Annotated in this window: 16 protein-coding genes; 13 read left to right on the plus strand and 3 right to left on the minus strand. The window is 74.3% G+C overall.

Annotated features, from left to right (window positions below; all coding sequences use genetic code 11):
• The 3 genes from ACF08B_RS35030 to ACF08B_RS35040 all read right to left on the minus strand — a co-directional run.
• Nucleotides 1–307: S-adenosylmethionine synthetase N-terminal domain-containing protein (locus tag ACF08B_RS35030; protein ID WP_392321075.1), on the minus strand; the 307-nt coding region annotated here is incomplete at its 3' end.
• An 89-nt stretch (nucleotides 308–396) separates the two neighbouring features.
• Nucleotides 397–1,659 carry an MFS transporter gene (locus tag ACF08B_RS35035; protein ID WP_392321076.1) on the minus strand — a complete coding sequence of 421 codons (1,263 nt, stop codon included), beginning with the start codon at nucleotides 1,657–1,659 and terminating at the stop codon, nucleotides 397–399.
• The gene (locus ACF08B_RS35040) at nucleotides 1,656–1,862 is read right to left on the minus strand and encodes a 4-oxalocrotonate tautomerase family protein (RefSeq protein ID WP_392321077.1); all 207 of its coding nucleotides are present in this window, start codon (nucleotides 1,860–1,862) and stop codon (nucleotides 1,656–1,658) included. Before ACF08B_RS35040 ends, ACF08B_RS35035 begins: the two co-directional genes overlap by 4 nt.
• A 306-nt stretch (nucleotides 1,863–2,168) precedes the next feature.
• Between ACF08B_RS35040 and ACF08B_RS35045 the strand changes: the two genes are divergently transcribed.
• From ACF08B_RS35045 to ACF08B_RS35105, 13 genes are all read left to right on the plus strand, one after another.
• A complete protein-coding gene (locus ACF08B_RS35045; protein WP_392321078.1) occupies nucleotides 2,169–3,029 on the plus strand; it encodes a TauD/TfdA dioxygenase family protein in 861 nt (286 codons plus the stop codon).
• A gap of 2 nt (nucleotides 3,030–3,031) precedes the next feature.
• Nucleotides 3,032–3,823: an HpcH/HpaI aldolase/citrate lyase family protein gene (locus ACF08B_RS35050; RefSeq protein WP_392321079.1), complete on the plus strand. Its 792-nt coding sequence runs from the start codon at nucleotides 3,032–3,034 to the stop codon at nucleotides 3,821–3,823.
• 21 nt (nucleotides 3,824–3,844) lie between these two features.
• A complete protein-coding gene (locus ACF08B_RS35055) occupies nucleotides 3,845–4,786 on the plus strand; it encodes a PLP-dependent cysteine synthase family protein (RefSeq protein WP_392321080.1) in 942 nt (313 codons plus the stop codon).
• A 33-nt stretch (nucleotides 4,787–4,819) separates the two neighbouring features.
• Nucleotides 4,820–6,667 (plus strand): asparagine synthase (glutamine-hydrolyzing), encoded by a 1,848-nt coding sequence (asnB, locus tag ACF08B_RS35060; protein ID WP_392321081.1) that lies wholly within the window; start codon nucleotides 4,820–4,822, stop codon nucleotides 6,665–6,667.
• Complete coding sequence (locus ACF08B_RS35065) at nucleotides 6,664–7,725, plus strand: PrpF domain-containing protein (protein WP_392321082.1); 1,062 nt, start codon at nucleotides 6,664–6,666, stop codon at nucleotides 7,723–7,725. Before asnB ends, ACF08B_RS35065 begins: the two co-directional genes overlap by 4 nt.
• A complete protein-coding gene (locus ACF08B_RS35070) occupies nucleotides 7,722–8,822 on the plus strand; it encodes an acyl-CoA dehydrogenase family protein (RefSeq protein ID WP_392321162.1) in 1,101 nt (366 codons plus the stop codon). Before ACF08B_RS35065 ends, ACF08B_RS35070 begins: the two co-directional genes overlap by 4 nt.
• A complete protein-coding gene (locus ACF08B_RS35075; RefSeq protein WP_392321083.1) occupies nucleotides 8,810–10,222 on the plus strand; it encodes a dihydroorotase family protein in 1,413 nt (470 codons plus the stop codon). Before ACF08B_RS35070 ends, ACF08B_RS35075 begins: the two co-directional genes overlap by 13 nt.
• Nucleotide 10,223: 1 nt before the next feature.
• Complete coding sequence (locus ACF08B_RS35080; RefSeq protein WP_392321084.1) at nucleotides 10,224–12,047, plus strand: NAD(P)H-dependent oxidoreductase; 1,824 nt, start codon at nucleotides 10,224–10,226, stop codon at nucleotides 12,045–12,047.
• A gap of 64 nt (nucleotides 12,048–12,111) precedes the next feature.
• On the plus strand, nucleotides 12,112–12,447 hold the full coding sequence (locus tag ACF08B_RS35085) for a hypothetical protein (protein ID WP_392321085.1): 336 nt from the start codon (nucleotides 12,112–12,114) through the stop codon (nucleotides 12,445–12,447).
• Between the two features lie 118 nt (nucleotides 12,448–12,565).
• Nucleotides 12,566–12,751 carry a hypothetical protein gene (locus ACF08B_RS35090; protein ID WP_073901700.1) on the plus strand — a complete coding sequence of 62 codons (186 nt, stop codon included), beginning with the start codon at nucleotides 12,566–12,568 and terminating at the stop codon, nucleotides 12,749–12,751.
• Between the two features lie 132 nt (nucleotides 12,752–12,883).
• Complete coding sequence (locus ACF08B_RS35095; RefSeq protein ID WP_392321086.1) at nucleotides 12,884–13,861, plus strand: ribonucleotide-diphosphate reductase subunit beta; 978 nt, start codon at nucleotides 12,884–12,886, stop codon at nucleotides 13,859–13,861.
• A gap of 5 nt (nucleotides 13,862–13,866) precedes the next feature.
• Complete coding sequence (locus tag ACF08B_RS35100; RefSeq protein WP_392321087.1) at nucleotides 13,867–15,276, plus strand: MFS transporter; 1,410 nt, start codon at nucleotides 13,867–13,869, stop codon at nucleotides 15,274–15,276.
• Nucleotides 15,273–16,298: a hypothetical protein gene (locus ACF08B_RS35105; RefSeq protein WP_392321088.1), complete on the plus strand. Its 1,026-nt coding sequence runs from the start codon at nucleotides 15,273–15,275 to the stop codon at nucleotides 16,296–16,298. The genes ACF08B_RS35100 and ACF08B_RS35105 overlap by 4 nt, the downstream gene beginning before the upstream one ends.
• The last annotated feature ends 10 nt before the right edge of the window (nucleotides 16,299–16,308 follow it).

Raw genomic sequence — 16,308 nt, forward strand, 5'->3', positions numbered from 1 at the left:
TGTCCGGGGACTGCGCGCCGATGGACACCGACACGCCGCAGGAGGCGCCGTCGAAGCCCTTCTTGGAGGAGTCGTAGCCGATCTCGAGGATCTTGTCGCGGACCAGCTCGGCGATCGGCACGTACGCGGTGGTCGTCACTTCGCCGGCCACATGGACCTGGCCGGTGGTGATCAGGGTCTCCACGGCCACGCGGGCGTCCGGGTCCTGGCCGATCAGCGCGTCGAGCAGGGCGTCGCTGATCTGGTCGGCGATCTTGTCGGGATGGCCCTCGGTGACCGACTCCGAGGTGAACAGCCGTTTCGTCATGGCCGCATGAGATCCGTGGCCGCGGGCCGCCCGCAACCGGACCTGCCCGAGTCACGGCCGGCACCGCGGACGCGTGACGCTTGGGCAGGTCAGGCGGCGGCCGGGACCTTGTTCTCGTCCGCGGCGCGGGCGGCGCGCACGCCGAGCACGGACCGGTACAGCAGCATCGCCGCGCAGCCGGCCGTCCCGTACAGCAGGCTCATGCCGAGGGCGGGGACGAACGCGCCGAGGGTGACGCACAGGGCGGCGACGAGGAGCCCGATCCGGGCGTTGAGGGCGTATGCGGCCATGTACTTGGTGCGGGCCTCGGGGTCGATCAGGTCGGCCAGCAGCGCCTGGCGCACGGGCACGCTGGCGATCTCCCCGAAGGTCAGCAGGACGGCCGCCGCGATGAGCACCCAGCCGACGTCGCTGACGGCCCAGACCATGTAGCCGGCGGTGAAGACGGCGATCCCGCCGTACAGCCGGACCCGCTCGGGGACCCGCGCCAGCAGCGTCTTGACGGTCAGGACGAGGGCGACGACGAGGGCGGCGTTGACCGCCCGCAGAATGCCGAGGACGGCGACGCCGTCGATGTCCAGCCGTCGGCCGCCGACCGCGAGCAGGGTCTGCTGCGGGAACTGCCGGGACAGGCGTACGGCGATGTAGTAGCCGATCTGCATCTCCACCGCGGCGATCAGTGCGGCCGCGGCCAGCTGGCGCAGGAAGACGCGGTCGCGGGCCACGGCGAGGTAGCCGCGCAGCATGGCGGCCGGTCCGGCCGGTGCCCTGCCGTCGCGCGGTGCGGTCTCGCTGATCCACCGCCACATCACCGAGGTGGTCAGCAGGCACAGTCCGGCGGCACCGGTCAGCAGCTGCAGGAAGTGGCCATCGTAGAGGAAGCCGCCGATCAGGGCGCCCACGGTGAACGCCAGGTTGATCGACCAGTAGTTGATCGTGTAGACGAGGGGGCGGTTCTCGGGAGTGGAGACGTCGACCATCATCGCGTCGGCCGCCGGCGTGGCCACCTGCGAGCAGCAGGTGTTGAGCAGGAACAGGCCGAACGTGACGGGCCCGGAGGTCCACCACGGCGAGTTGGCCAGGGCGAGCAGGCCGAAGCTGAGGGTGGTGCCGAGCTCGCCGGCGACCATCACGGGGCGCCGGCCGTGGACGTCGGCGAGGTGTCCGCCGAGGAAGTTGGCGGTGATGCCCGCCGCCGCCACGCAGACGGTGAGGGCACCGGCGACGGCTGCGCCGTAGAGGGCCGCCAGGTGGATGACGAGCAGCGGCATCATCATGACCGACAGCAGCCGCTGGACGAAGCCGACCGCGATCCGCAGCCGGATGTTGGGATGCAGGGAGCCCAGGGTCATCGCCGGCCTCGCCAGGATCGGGATTCGTCGGCGAGCTGACCGCCCTTGCCCCAGTGGTCCGGCTCCACGTCCCGCACGATGACGGTCACGGCGTCGTCCGGGCAGCCGGACACGCGCGTGACGACGTCGGTGATGCCCGCCACCAACTCCTTCCGCGCGTGCCGGTCGTTACCCTGCCACCAGTTGACGGTGATCACTGGCATGTCAGCGGTCCTTTGCTCCGGAGAACGATTTCGAGGGCGCGGCATGTAGAGAATCCCCGTGGCGCCGTGACGCTGACAAGCCAAGGCCGCACACGGAATACGACTTGAACAAGTCGGCTCTTTCTCCCGGGTTTTACGCACTCGCCGGGGTGCGAGTTGGTGAAGTCGTCGTGCCTTTTCGGCTTCCGTTGCCACCGGATTGAGCCACGTGTTGTGATCGAACCCGGGAAGGACTTGCGGTGCCGTGCCCGCACTCCTCCGCCGGTTCGGCCTCGCGAGACCCTGACATATTCGGAGGGAATGCTGGTGTCCCCGTTCGACATACGCCGGATCGGTGGCAGGATCGGCGCGGAGGTAATGGGCGTCGATCTGTCCACCGAGCTGTCGGATTCCGTTTTCCGGCAGATCCACGAGGCATTCCTGGAATACAAGGTCCTCTTCTTCCGGGACCAGGACATCACCGACGGCCACCAGCTCGCCTTCGCCGGCCGTTTCGGCCCGCTGACCCAGCCGCACCCGATGATGCGCACCGTCGACGGCACCCCGCAGGTGATCCCCGTCGACGGGGAGGACCAGCGTGCCGACCACTGGCACACCGACATCAGCTTCACCACCACCCCGTCGCTGGGTACGACCCTGCGCAGTGTGGTGCTGCCCCCGTACGGCGGGGACACCCTGGTCGCGAACGCGGCCGCCGGCTACAAGGACCTGCCGGCCGAACTGCGGGCCGTGGCCGACCGGTTGTGGGCCGTGCACACCAACCACGCGGAGCAGCCGCGGCTGGGCACCGAGCGCGGCGACGAGGTACGGGCGGCGTTCCTGGCCCGCCGGTTCGAGGCCGCCCACCCGGTGGTGCGCGTGCACCCGGAGTCCGGTGAGCCGAGCCTGTTCCTCGGCGGTTTCGCCCAGTGGCTGCTCGGTGTGGCACCGCGTGAGTCCCGGCCGATCCTCGACGTGCTCCAGGGCTATGTGCGCCGGCCCGAGAACGTCGCGCGCTGGCGCTGGCGCCCGGGCGACGTGCTGATCTTCGACAACCGCAGCACGCAGCACTTCGCGGTGAACGACTACGGGCGCCACCAGCGGGTGCTCCACCGGGTGTCCATCACCGGCGACGTGCCCGTCGGCCTCGACGGCAAGCGGAGCTACGCGCTGAAGGAAGGGGAGTGACCATGGCGTCCGTCTCCGGTCCGGATCCGGGGTTCGCGGCGCGGCTGCGCCGCCGGGAGCACCTGGTGGGCTACTGGATCTCCCTGGACGCTCCGGTGGCGACCGAGCGGATCGCCGGGCTCGGCTACGACTACATCGGTGTGGACGGCCAGCACGGTGTCACGCACCAGCCCGGCTGGCAGACCGCTATGCTGGCCGTGGACGCCCGCGGCCGCTCCGCCGGGGTGATCCGGGTGCCCTCGCCGGACCCGGTCGCCATCGGGGTCGCCCTCGACACCGGGGCGCGCGGCGTCATCGTGCCGATGGTGGAGAGCGCCCGGCAGGCGCGGGACGCCGTGCGGGCGTGCCGGCACCATCCCGTGGGAACGCGCAGTCTGGCCGGTCCGGTCCGGGCGGAGCTGCGGCTGGGATCCGTACCCGCCGAGATCGACGACCGGGTCGCGTGCGTGGTGATGATCGAGACCGCGTCCGCGCTGGACGACCTGGACGCCATCTGCGCCACGGAGGGCCTGGACGCGGTGTACGTGGGGCCGGCCGATCTGTCGGCGGCGCTCGGTGCGCGCTGGTTCGGCGACCCGGCGGCCGCCGACGCGCTGGAGGCCGCGCTGCGGAGGATCACGGAGGCCGCCGGCCGTCACGGCATCGCCTGCGGCATCCACGTGCCGGACGGCGAGAGCGCCGCGAAGCGGCTCGCGGAGGGCTTCACCTTCGCCACCGTCTCCAGCGACATCACCCACCTTCAGCAGGCGGCCGCCGCGCATCTGCGCGCGGCGCGCGGCCTGAAACCGGCCTGAGTTCGGCGGACGGGGGGAGAGATGACGACAGAGGTGAGCGGCACCGTCGCGGGGGCGGCCGGGTCCCTGGAGGACCTGGTCGGGAACACACCGCTGCTGGAGGTCCCGCTGCCGGGGCTGGCCGGTTCGGTGCGGCTGCTGGCGAAGCTGGAGGCGGCCAACCCGCTGGCCAGCGTGAAGGACCGGGCCGCGCTGTTCATGATGCGGGCCGCCGAGGAGGCGGGGCTGCTGCCCGCGAGCGGGGGCACCGTCGTCGAGTGCTCCTCCGGCAGCACCGGCATCTCGCTGGCCGCGCTGTGTGCCCGCCGCGGCCACCGGTGCATCGTCGTGATGCCCGACAACGCCACCGAGGAACGCCGTCTGATCCTGCGCCGGCTGGGCGCCGAGGTGCACCTCGTGCCGCACGGGGACGGTCTGCAGGCCGCCTGGGCGTACACCGAGGAGCTGCAGCGCGGCCTGCCCGGCTCGTGGGTGCCGCACCAGGACCGCAATCCCGCCAACGTGCGGGCGCACTACGAGACGACGGGCCCGGAGATCTGGCAGGCCGCATGGGGCCGTGTCGACGTGCTGGTGTGCGGGGTCGGCACCGGCGGAACGCTGACGGGCACCGCCCGCTATCTGAAGGAGCGCACCGCGGTGCACGTCGTCGCGGTCGAACCGGCGCGCAGCGCCGTGCTGTCCGGGGGTGAGGCCGGCCCGCACGGCATTCCCGGCATCGGCGCCGGTTACGTCTCCCCGATCACCGACCTCACCCTGGTGGACGAGGTGGTCGCCGTCACGGACGAGGCGGCCGCGGCCACCACGGACGAGGTGGCCCGCGCGACCGGTCTGCCGGTCGGTATCTCGTCGGGCGCCGCCGCCTGGGCGAGTCGTGCCGTGGCGGCCCAGCCCCGCTGGGCGGGCGCCACGGTCGTCACCGTGTTCCCCGACAGCGGGGAGCGCTATCTGTCGACGGCCCGCTGATCCGCCGTCCCCGAGGAAAGACAGGCAACAGAGATGTGCCGGATCTTCGGCTATTTCAACGCGGCGTCGACGCCGCACGTGATGCGGACCGTGGCCGCCCTCCAGCGGCACGGCGGCCCGGACGCGACGGGTGTCGCGCAGGGGGCGGGGTGGGGGCTGGGCAGCAACCGGCTCGCCGTCGTCGGCCTGGACGGCGGCCGCCAGCCGTACGGGCGGGGCGGTCCGGTGCAGGTGGTCTTCAACGGGGAGATCTACAACCACGAGGAACTGCGCCGCCGGCTGGAGTCGCTCGGCCATGTGATCCCCGACCGCTGTGACGGATCGGTGCTGCCCGCGCTGTACCTGGAGTACGGCGAGGAGTTCACCGAGCACCTCGACGGCATGTACGCGCTGGCGCTGGTGGACACGCGGGGCGCGGTGCCGCGGCTGCTGCTGGCCACCGACCACATCGGGATGAAGCCTCTGTACCACCGCTGGGACCCGGCGGACCGGTCCCTGTACTTCGCCTCGGAGCTGCCCGCGCTGCTGGGGTTCGGCGGGATCGGCGGACGGGTGCGCGAGTCGGCGCTGGACGCCCTGCTGACGACCCGTACGCCGTTCGGCACGCGGACGATGTACGAGGACGTGGAGGTGCTGGAGCCCGGCACGACCTGGGTGTGCGAGCTGGGCGGCCGACCGCGGGTGCGGCGGCGCGCCGCGCACGTGCCGGACGGCGCGGCGGGGCCCGGGGACGGGTTCACCGCGGCCCGGCAGGTGCGGCGCACCCTGCGTCACGAGGTGGGCCGGCTGCTGGAGGCGGACGTGCCGGTCGCCGTGGTCACCTCCGGCGGCCTGGACTCCTCCCTGGTGACGGCGCTCGCGGCCGAGCACGGGCCGCAGCACACCTTCACCATCGCCTACCGGGGCACCTGGCCGTTCGACGAACGGCACTTCGCGCGCGAGGTGGCCGACCGGGCCCGTACGGTCCACCACGAGGTGGAGATCGACCCGGCCGGTTTCCCCGGCCTGCTGGAGGACACCGTCTGGCACCTCGGGCAGCCCAACGCCGATCCGATCGCGCTGAGCACGTACGCGTTGTTCCGGGCGATCCGGGAGGCCGGCTTCACCGTGGCGCTCACCGGTGACGGCGCGGACGAGGTGTTCGGCGGGTACGAGCGGATGCGGCTGGCCACCGAGCGCGCGGCGGCGGGCGCCGACTGGGCGCCGGCCTACCTGGACGCGCTGTCCGCCGTGCCGGCCGCGCTGCGCGGCCGGCTGTACACCGACGCCTACCGGGCCCATGTCGCCGCCGACCCGGCGCTGCCCGGGGCGGCCCGCCAGGATCTGCTGCACGGCCCCGGCACCGTCCTGGACCGCATCACCCGGTTCGAGCTGGAGCAGCGGCTGCCCGCCTACCATCTGCGCCGGGTCGACCACCTCAGCATGGCCTCCTCGGTGGAGGCGCGGCTGCCGTTCTGCCAGCGTTCGGTCCTCTCCCTCGGCCGCCCGCTGCCCGACCACCGGCGCATCCAGGGCGGCCAGGTCAAGCGCACCCTGTACGCGGCGGCGGCCGGGCTGCTGCCCGACCGGGTGCTGTCCCGGCCGAAGCAGCCGTTCACCCTGCCGGTGACGGCGATGCTGCGGCCGGGCACCACGCTGTGGGAGTACGCGCGGGATCTGCTGGCGCCGGACCGGACCGCCGCGGCGGGACGGCTGGACGGCCGGGCGGTCGACGACCTCTTCACCGCGCAGGCCGAACGGCCCGACGACACCGCGGCGCTGGCGCTGTGGACGCTGCTGGTGCACGAGGTGTGGGACGGGCAGTTCCGGCGTTCCCTGCACGGGCGTGGTACGGCAGCGCAGGCGCCCGGGGGCACGAGACCGCTGGCGGTGGCGGCGTGATCGGGCACCTGGCGTACGCGGCGGGCAGCCCCTGCCCCACGTTCGTGCTGGACGCCGGCCGGCTGCCGCGCGAGGACGGGGCGCTGCTGGCCCATCTCACGCAGGCCCGCAGCTATCTGGCGTCGGCGGGCGGCGCGCACGTACTGAAGATCGCTCTCATCGAGCCGTCCGCGCATCCCATGTTCGACCTGGACTACCGGTTCGTGCAGGCGCTGCCCGGCGCCCCGGACCGGTTCGACCTGCGCGGTTCGTGCGGTCACTCGGTGCTGGCGTCGGTGCTGGCGGCCTCCCGCTCGGGGATGCTGCCGCGGCTGGTGCCGGGAGCCCGGATCCGGGTGCGGGTGCGCAACAACGGCGACAGCGTGGTGTGCGAGGCCGAGCGCGTCGAGCGGGACATGGCCGGTTTCACGGTCACCTTCGTCCAGCCGTCGCCGCTGCCCTTCGCGGACCTGCTGCCGGACGGGCGGCCGCGCACCGTGCTGGCCGACGGCGGGGAGCAGGTGGAGGTCTCCCTCGTCGCCAGCTCCAACACCTACGCGTTCGTCGACGCCCGCACGCTCGGCGTTGCGGACCAGGCGGCGCTCTTCGACGCCGGTGGACGGCTGCTCGAGCGGCTGGAGTCGCTGCGGGGCGCGGCGGCCGATCTGCTCGGCTGGCCGCGCGGCGGGGCCTTCCCCAAGATCGCGGCGGTGCTGCCGGGCGCGGACGGCGGTGTCGCGGCCCGGGCGGTGACGGTGCCGGGCTGGCACCCGTCGATCGCCCTGACCGGCGCGGTCTGTCTGGGGACGGCGATGCGGATCCCCGGCACGCTGCCCTGGCGGATCGCCCGCGAACAGGGCACGGACGACGGCCTGGTGGACATCATCACGCCGGGCGGCCGTACGGCGGTCACGGCGGTCACCTCGGCCGCGGGGACGGCCCGCGACGAGGGCGCCCTGCTGTGGGCGACCGTCGCGCACAAGCACGTCAGCTTCCAGGGCTCGTTCGCCCTGACACCCCTGAGTCATCTTCAGTTCGAGGAGGTCGCCCAATGCCTGGCGCTGTCCGGAGCGGTGTGAGACCGCTGCTGACGGCCGAGCTGCACGCCCGGTTGTCGGAGTCCGCCGCACGCAGCGCTCCGGCCGGTGTGCCCGGCCGGGAGGCGCTGGCGGCGCTGCGCGCCGGCGGGCTGCTGGGCACGGCCGTCGCGCCCCGCTACGGCGGCGCGGGCGGGGACGCGGCCGCGGTCAACCAGGTCGTCGAGGAGATCGCCGCCGTCGATCCGTCGCTGGCCATCATCGCCTTCCAGCACTTCGCCGTGTCGGCCCGGATCGCCGAGTGGGGCACGCAGGAGCAGCAGCGGCGGTGGCTGCCGCTGCTGGCCGACGGCACCTGGCTGGCCGCGTCGGCGTGGAGCGAGACGGGTGCCGGGGCCGCCAAGCGGAACCTGGCCAGCAGCGGCGAGCGTCTCGCGGACGGCGGCTGGCGGCTGGACGGCTCGAAGACGTTCACGACCGGCGCCGGTGTCGCCGATGTGTACCTGGTGCTGGTGCAGACCGGCCGGCCGGGCGGCACCGCGCACGGGTACGGGTCGGACGGGCAGACGTTCTTCCTGGTGGAGGCGGGCACCGAGGGGCTGGTCGCGGACCTCGGCCTGGATCTGGCGGGGATGCGCGGCTCGGCGACCGGGCTCCTCTCCCTCGGGGGCTGTGTCGTGGCGGACGCCGACCGGCTGGGGCCGGAGGGCGGGGCCGCGTCGGTCATCGCGGGTGTGCGCGAGTCGGGCGCCAGCCTGGGAGCGGTGTCCGTGGGCATCGCGCGGGCCGCGTTCGACCTGGCCGTGCGGCACGCGCGGAAGCAGGGGCTGCTGGAGCTGCCGACCGTGCGGCACCGGCTGGTGGACCTGGCGACCCGTCTGGAGGCGGCACGGGCCGTGGTGGCCCGGGCCGGTGCCCGCAGTTCGGCGCAGCCGGGGATGACCACGCTGCACAGCAAGCTGCACGCGTCCGTGGCCGCCGAGGAGATCTGCCTCGACGTCGCCCGGATGCTGGGCTCGGCCGGGTACCGCGAGGGGGCACCGATCGGCCGGCTGCTCGCCGACGCGCGCGGCATCGCCTTCATGGGTCCGACGAACGACCTGTGCCGGGAGTTGGTGGCGGCGGCATGGACCGGCTGAGCCCCGTGCCCGAACTCGTCGTCAGCGGCCGCCGGCTGGTGACGCCGCACGGTGTGCGGTCCGGGCACGTCCTGATCAGCGGCGGCCGGATCACCGACGTCACCGGTCCGGGCCCGGTGCCCGCCGGGGCGGGGCACCTGGACGCCGGCGACCACTACGTGCTGCCCGGGCTGATCGACTCCCATGTGCACTTCCGGACGCCCGGGCTGACGTACAAGGAGGACTGGGAGCACGGCAGCCGGGCGGCGGTGCGCGGCGGCGTGACCACGGTGATGGACATGCCGAACACGGTGCCGCCCACGCTGGACCCGCAGGCGCTGTTCGACAAGGCCGGTCTGGTGCGGGGCAGTTCGCTGGTGGACTTCCGCTTCCACATCGGGGTCGATCCGGCGCGCCCGCGGCTGCTGGCGGACCTCGACCCGGCGGTGGCGACCAGTGCGAAGGTGTTCATGGCGGGCCACCACACGGCCCCGACGGTGGTCCGGGACCCGGTGGTGCTGGAGCAGGCGTTCGCGGCGGCGGCCGAGGCGGGCGTCCAGCTCGTCCTGCACGCCGAGGACGACGGGCTGTTCGCGCTGCTCGACGCCTGGTGGGGGGAGCCGTCCGGGTATCTCGACTACGAGCGGCACCGGCCGCGCACCGGCGGCATCGTCGCCGTCGCCAAGGTCGTCGAACTGGCACGGCGCCACGGCACCCGGGCCCACATCCTGCACCTGTCGAGCGCCGAGGAGGCCGATCTGGTGTGCGCGGCGCAGGCCGCCGGGCATCCGGTCACCTTCGAGGTCACCGGCCACCATCTGTCGTTCACCGACGAGGACACCCGGCGCCTGGGCGCGCGGACACGGCTGTCGCCGTCGATCCGCTCCCGGGCGGACCAGGACCGGTTGTGGCGGGCCCTGGCGGAGGGTCAGCTCGCCACCCTGGGCAGCGACCACGCCCCGCACACCGTCGCGGAGAAGACCCGGTCGGCGGCGGCCTCGCCGCCGGGGCTGCCCGGTGTGCAGGAGCTGGCCGTCGCCGTGTGGACGGGAATGCGCCGCAGACGGCCCGAGGAGGACCCGGACGTCGCGGTGACGCGTCTGGTGCGGCACCTGTCGCAGCGGCCCGCCGAGCTGTTCCGGCTGCCCGGCAAGGGGCGGATCGCCCCGGGTGCCGACGCCGACCTGGTCCTCTTCGCGCCGGACACGCCGTGGATGTTCTCGGCGCACGACGTGGAGAGCAAGTGCGGCTGGTCGGCGTACGAGGGCTGGACGTTCACCGGGCGCGTCGAACGCACCCTGCGGGCGGGCCGCACCGTCTGGGACGCCGCCTCGGGCACCTTCGGCGCGTACGACGGCCGCCTGCTGGCGGCGGCCGGGGACGGATCGCAGCGGGCGGCGCTCGCCGCCGGGAGGGAATGACATGGCGAGGAAACGGTCGGTGGTGGTCGCGGGGGGCGGTGTCGGGGGGCTCGCGGCGGCCGCCGGCATGGCCGCCCGGGGCCTGGACGTGACCGTCCTGGAACGGGCGGAGCGGATCGGCACCGGCGGCTCGGGGCTCGTGCTCCAGCCCAACGGGGTGCGGGCCGCCGACGCCCTGGGCGCGCGGATCGGAGCCCGGATCCGGGCGTCGGGCCGGCCCGGCCTGCCCGACGAGGTGCGGGTCCTGATGGACGCGCGGGGCACGGTGCTCGCCGAGGAGCCCGTCGGTGCGGGTTCCGGCGGGCTTCCGCAGATTCCCGTGCTGCGTTCCGCGCTGCACCGCGCCCTGCTCGACGAAGCGCTCGCCGCGGGCGCGGCCGTGGTCCTGGCGACCGGCGTCACCGGCTACACCGTGCGCCCCGGCGAGGTCGCCGTGCACCTGTCGGACGGCGGCGTCACCACCTGCGACGCGCTCGTCGGCGCCGACGGCATCCACTCGGCGGTACGCGCCCGGATGCTCGACGACGGCCCGCCGACGTACCGGGGTTACACCTCGGTGCGCGGCCGGACGACCGGTTCGGCGCTGGGGCAGCGCGGCCATGTCGTCAACGGACGCGGCATCCAGCTGTTCGTCGCCCCGGTGGGCGACGACACCCTGTACTGGACCGCAAAGATCACCGCGCCGCCCGGGGCGTGGCCCGCCCTGGGGCCGGCCGGGGCCCGGCTGGCTCTGCTGGACGCCCTGGAGGGCTGGTACGCCCCCGTCGTGGACCTCGTGCGGGCCGCCGACCCGGAGGACGTCGTCGTCACCGACATCCACGACCGCGATCCCGCCCCGCGCTGGGTGGACGACCGGGTGGCGCTGCTGGGCGACGCCGCGCATCCGATGGTCCCGGCCCTCGGCCAGGGGGCCAACCTGGCGCTGGAGGACGCCGCCGTGCTCGCCGAGGCGCTCGCCTCGTCCGCCCCGGTGGCGGACGCGCTCGCCGGGTACGCCCGCGAGCGCATGGAGCGTGCCGCGGCCGTCGTCCTCGCCTCCCGCCGGCAGGGCGCACTCGACCAGGGCGCGGACCGGGCGGGCGAGGAGCGGCGCAACGCGCACATGAGGTCCGCCGGCCGCAAGGACGCGGACCTCGCCGACGTCGTCGGCTGGCGGCCCCGGCCCAGCCGTCCGGAACCGGGCCGCGCGCCGGCCGCGACGACCACCGTCCGTCCGAGGAAAGGGGCCACCGCCATGGGGGCACCGCACATCGTCCTGATCAGCGGATCACTGCGCCCGGGTTCGACCTGCGACCGGGTGGCCGAGTGGTGCGCCCTGCGGTGCGCCGAACAGGGCGCGTCCGCCCGTGTGTTCACCGGCACGGAGATCGACTTCCCGGCGTACCGGCCCGGGCTGGCCGGCCGGCACGCGGCCGTCACCGGCTTCCTGGAGGAGCTGCGCGCCGCCGACGGCGTGGTCCTGGTGTCGCCGACGTACCACGCGACCGTGTCCGGGCTGCTGAAGAACGCCCTGGACTACGTCAACGACATCGGCGGGCCGGTGCCCTACCTCCAGGGGCGGTCGATCGGCACGGTCGCGGTGGGCTCGGCCGCGCAGGGCGCGGTGTCGACGCTGACCACACTGCGCACCATCGGGCACGCGCTGCGCGGCTGGCCGACGCCGGTGGGGGTGGCCGTGTCGCGGGCGCCGGAGCAGCCGGCCGCGGACGGCGGGGAGCCCGCGCCGGACGTGGAGCGCCTGACGCAGATGGTGTCCCAGGTGGTGTGGCTGGGCGGCAAGCGGGCCGAGGACGCCCGGCCGGCCGTGCTCGGTGCCGTCGCCTGACCGAAGTCCCGTCCCGCGCAACCCATGGCCGCGTGCGAGGGGCACGCGGCGGAAGGAGACAACCATGTCCGTGTCCACCGGCGGCATTCACGTTCTGCGGGCCCCGCTCGGGCCCGTGTGGCGTGACGCCAACATCCGGTCCGGGCCCTCCCTGGACAGCCCGGTGCTCCGGGTGGTGCTGCCCGACCCGGCGGTCGACCACACCTGCGAGGGCTGGTCCGAGGGCGACGAGGTGGTGGAGGACCAGCACCCGGCCGGGGTGATCACCAGCTCCCTCTGGTTCCGGCTCGCGGACGGCGGCTGGTCCAGTGCCGTCAACTTCGAACCCGTCGCGGTGGCCGGGCTGGTGGCGCACGCCGTCGGCGTCGCCGCCCCCGGTCAACCCTCCGGCTGGTCATAGCAGTTCAGAAGATGCGCCGTGGCACGGCGCGCTGAAAGCATCCAGGGAGCCGGGGCCGTACGGTCCCCGTCTTCTTCTCCAGCGGGCTGCCGCCCGCCCGACAGAGAGGTGTGGGTACATGGCCACCGCACTGAGCACCGAGATCCAGCAGCGCATCGTCGAGGAGACCGGCGACGCCGCTCCGAGCACCGACGACGCCGCCGCGTTCGAGGCGTGGCTCGACGGCATCAAGGACTCCCACGAGGAGCTCTACGCCGGCATCGCCGCGGAGATCGAGACCGCTGTGATGACCAAGGCCGCCTGACCAGGCCGACGCGCACAGTGATCCGGCCGGCCGGTACCGCGGCGTCCCGTCGCGGGACACCGGCCGGCGGATCGCGTGGGGCGGTGTCCGTCCCGCGCGGGCATCACGGGACGAGAGGAAGGACGCCGGCGGGTGCGCTGGACGACGCTGCTGTTCGACGAGGCCGGCCTGGACGAGCTGTCCCGGCTCGACGCCGAGGCCCTGCTGGGCGGTGCCGGGGACACCCTGGAGCGGCGTTTCGACCCTCGTGACCTCTACCGCCGCTGGGAGCGGCAGCAGTGGCTCGCCTCCGACATCGACCTGGAGCGGGACCGCCATCACTGGCACCACCTGCTCGGTCCCGGCGCCCGTGACTCCCTCACGTCCTTCGTCACCAGCTTCCTGGTCGGCGAGTACACGGGCCTGGACCTGATGAGCCCGATCCTCGCCGGCTGCACGGACGAGGAGTACCTGCTGTTCCTGGGGACACAGGCCGCCGACGAGGCCCGGCACACCGTGTTCGTCAGCCGCCTCGCCGAGGAACTGCTCGGCCTCGACGACTGCCTGCGCGACCAGTTGATCGCCTCCTGGTCGACGCTCAGCCCCGCGAACCGCGCCGTGCACACCCTGGAGAACACCGTCCTGCGGGAGCTGTACGACGCCCCGCGCGACCACGAGCGCTGGCTGCGGGCCGTCACCTTCTTCCACCTCGTCACCGAGGGCGTCCTCGCCCTGCACGGCCAGCGCGGTCTGGTGCGCGGCCTGCAGCGCATCCCCCTGCTGCCCGGTATGCGGGCCGGGTTCACGGCGATGACCCGGGACGAGTCCCGGCACGTCAGCTTCGGCCTGCACGCGCTGCGCCGCGGGGCGCTGGAGGGCCATGCCGAGGCTATCCACGAGATGATCGAGACGGGGATGCCGCTGGCCGCCGTCGTCGGCATCTCCCCCGGCGGGACGCCCGCACACGCGGCGGCGGCCGCCGCCTCGGCACGCGACCTGCTCGCGACGATCGCCGTACGGCTACGCCAGCTCGACGTTCCCGGTGACTTCGCCGAGCACGTGCTCGGCAGATGCCGGGCGGCCCAGGACGCCGCCCTGCGCGCTCCGGTGACCGCCGCCGCGAACAGGTGAGGGACATGACAGACGACACGCAGACGTCCACCACGAAGGGCGGCGGCTTCGCCCGGGTGCTGCGCAGCCCCGGCGCGCTGCGCCTGGTCGGTTCGCTGTTCGTGCTGGAGACCGGGTCCGCCATGACGACGGTCGGCCTGCCGCTGCTGGTCATGCAGCGGTACGGCCTGGGCCTGGAGGTGGGGTTCACCCTCGCCGCCCGGTTCCTGCCCAACATCCTGCTCGGCGCGCTCGCCGGGCAGGTCGTCGACCGGCACGACCCGCGCCGCGTGGCGACGCTCGCCGCGCTGGGCAGCGGTCTGGCCGCCGCCCTGTTCCCGTTCACCACGGCGATGTGGCAGATCCAGCTGCTGGCCCTGGCCATCGGCATCGGCTACATGTTCGGCTTCCCGGCGACCATGGCGCTGCGTCCGCAGGTGATTCCCGAGGGCAGCGAGCTGGAGGGCAACGGGCTCATCGTGACGGCGGAGCGGGTGCCCAAGCTCCTCGGGCCGGCGGTGGCCGGGCCGATCGCCGCCGTCGCGGGCGTCGACTGGCTGTTCACCGCCGAGGCCGCGACCGCGCTGGTGGCGGCCGCGCTGCTGACGCGCCTGCCCCGGACGGCCGGCGCCGGATCGGCGGCCGCGGCGGGTGCCGCCGCAGGGGCAGCGGCCGCGTCCGGCGCGCGGACGGCCTCCGCCGTGGGCGGCCGGCTCGCCGGCTGGGCCCGGGCGGTGGCGGGCGGTGCGCGCGAGCTGGTGCGCATGGTGCGCGGGGACGGGCGGCTGTCCTCGCTGACGGCCACGGCGTTCACGTACATGGTGGCGCTGGGCCTGGGCCGCACCTTCCTCGCCGCGTACTCGCTGCACGGCTTCGGGCACGTCCCCGGGATGCTCGGCTATCTGCTGGCGGCCATGGGGCTGGGCGGCGCGCTCGGCGGGATGGCGGCGGCGGTCTTCCGTTCCTGGAACCAGGGCTGGGTCTACGTCCTCGGCAACGTGCTGGAAGGCGTGTGCTGGGTGGCGCTGGTCGCGACGGGTGAGTGGTACCTGGCGCTCGCCCTGCTGCTGTTCGCGGGGGTCTTCGAGTCCATCGCCTCCGTCGTCTACTTCGCCGAGGTCCAAAAGCGCCTGCCCGCCGGTCTGCAGGGCCGCTACTACGCCACCCTGGTGCCGCTCTCGGACGTCTTCCTCGTGGCGGGCACCGTCGCGGGCGGTGTCCTCGTCGACCGGGGGGGCGTCTTCGCCGGCGCCGTCCTGGTGGGCCTCGCGATGGCCCTGCCGGTCCTGGTGCTGGTGACCCGGCTCGTACCGGACCGGCCGGCGCCGGCGGTGGAGCAGGCGGCCGCGGAGACGGAGGAGTCCGCCGCGGAGACGGAGGAGTCCGTCGTGCAGACGGGCCGGTCCGCGCCGGTGGCCGGGAGCGCGGCGGCATGAGCGGGGGCCTCCCGGACGCCTTCCCCTACCTGGGTGCCTCGCTGGACGACGTCGAGGATCTCGCGCACTCCCGGATCTCCTGCTGGGTGCACTGCCTGCGCGACAGCCTGTACGCCACCGGGTTCCGGGACACCGCCCGGGCGCTGGCCCAGCCGCTCAACTTCGCCGTGGAGCGCACCGCCGACGGTGAACTCCTCACCCTGTACGGCGGTCTGGACACCGACTACCACGCGCCCCGCTTCCAGCGCGGCGTCCGGGCCCGCTGGGAGACCAGCCCGGACGACGAGGACCACGCGTTCGACGTCGTCGAGCGGGAGCTGGCCCGCGGGCATGCCGTGCCGGTCTCGCCGGACCTGCGGGGCATGCGCCACTCCGAGTTCTACCGCGTGCCGTTCTCCGGCTATCCGCACACCTTTCTGGTGCACCGCCTGGACGGGGACACGGTCTGGGCCGCCGACCGCAACACCCGCCGCGGCAGCGGCTTCACGGACAACCGCGGCACCGTGCCCGCCGAGGAACTGCGCCGGGGCCTGGCCGGGCGGCCGGTGCTGGTCTGGGACACCGGTGCCCCCGCCGGGGACTGGGCGGAGGAACGCCACCTGCTGCTGGCGCGCTCCGTGCGGAACCTGACCGAACCGGACTCGCCGCACGAGGGCCTCGCCGGGCTGCGCACGCTGCCGGACGTGCTGGCCGGGCTGGAGGAGCACCCCGGCCGCTCGTCGGTGTTGCGCATGCGCGTGTCGGGGCCGCTGCAGCGGCAGGTCGCCGGCGACCGCCAGCTGCTGGCCGCCGCCCTGCTCCGGGACGTCCCGGAGCAGGGCGGCGGCGCGCACGGGGCGGCCGTCGTGGCGGCGGCCGCTCTGCTGCGCGCCTCGTCCGCCGCCTTCGTCGACCTGGCCCGGCTGGTGTTCCTGCTCAGCCGCTCCTGGTCCGCCGAGGCGCTCGACCTTTGCCGCCGCCGGGTGGACCGCATCCACGACCTCGACGCCCGGGCCGTGGAGCGGCTGGCCGCCCTCGGGTGAGCGCCGGGCG

It is taken from the genome of Streptomyces sp. NPDC015139, assembly GCF_043079785.1.
In the GTDB taxonomy this organism is placed as follows: Bacteria; Actinomycetota; Actinomycetes; order Streptomycetales; family Streptomycetaceae; genus Streptomyces; species Streptomyces albidocamelliae.

Coding starts and splice junctions, on each gene's coding strand:
- ACF08B_RS35035 (WP_392321076.1), bottom strand. CDS start 1,659: ATGACCCTGGGCTCCCTGCATCCCAACATCCGGCTGCGGATCGCGGTC.
- ACF08B_RS35040 (WP_392321077.1), bottom strand. CDS start 1,862: ATGCCAGTGATCACCGTCAACTGGTGGCAGGGTAACGACCGGCACGCG.
- ACF08B_RS35050 (WP_392321079.1), top strand. CDS start 3,032: ATGGCGTCCGTCTCCGGTCCGGATCCGGGGTTCGCGGCGCGGCTGCGC.
- ACF08B_RS35055 (WP_392321080.1), top strand. CDS start 3,845: ATGACGACAGAGGTGAGCGGCACCGTCGCGGGGGCGGCCGGGTCCCTG.
- asnB (WP_392321081.1), top strand. CDS start 4,820: ATGTGCCGGATCTTCGGCTATTTCAACGCGGCGTCGACGCCGCACGTG.
- ACF08B_RS35075 (WP_392321083.1), top strand. CDS start 8,810: ATGGACCGGCTGAGCCCCGTGCCCGAACTCGTCGTCAGCGGCCGCCGG.
- ACF08B_RS35080 (WP_392321084.1), top strand. CDS start 10,224: ATGGCGAGGAAACGGTCGGTGGTGGTCGCGGGGGGCGGTGTCGGGGGG.
- ACF08B_RS35085 (WP_392321085.1), top strand. CDS start 12,112: ATGTCCGTGTCCACCGGCGGCATTCACGTTCTGCGGGCCCCGCTCGGG.
- ACF08B_RS35090 (WP_073901700.1), top strand. CDS start 12,566: ATGGCCACCGCACTGAGCACCGAGATCCAGCAGCGCATCGTCGAGGAG.
- ACF08B_RS35100 (WP_392321087.1), top strand. CDS start 13,867: ATGACAGACGACACGCAGACGTCCACCACGAAGGGCGGCGGCTTCGCC.
- ACF08B_RS35105 (WP_392321088.1), top strand. CDS start 15,273: ATGAGCGGGGGCCTCCCGGACGCCTTCCCCTACCTGGGTGCCTCGCTG.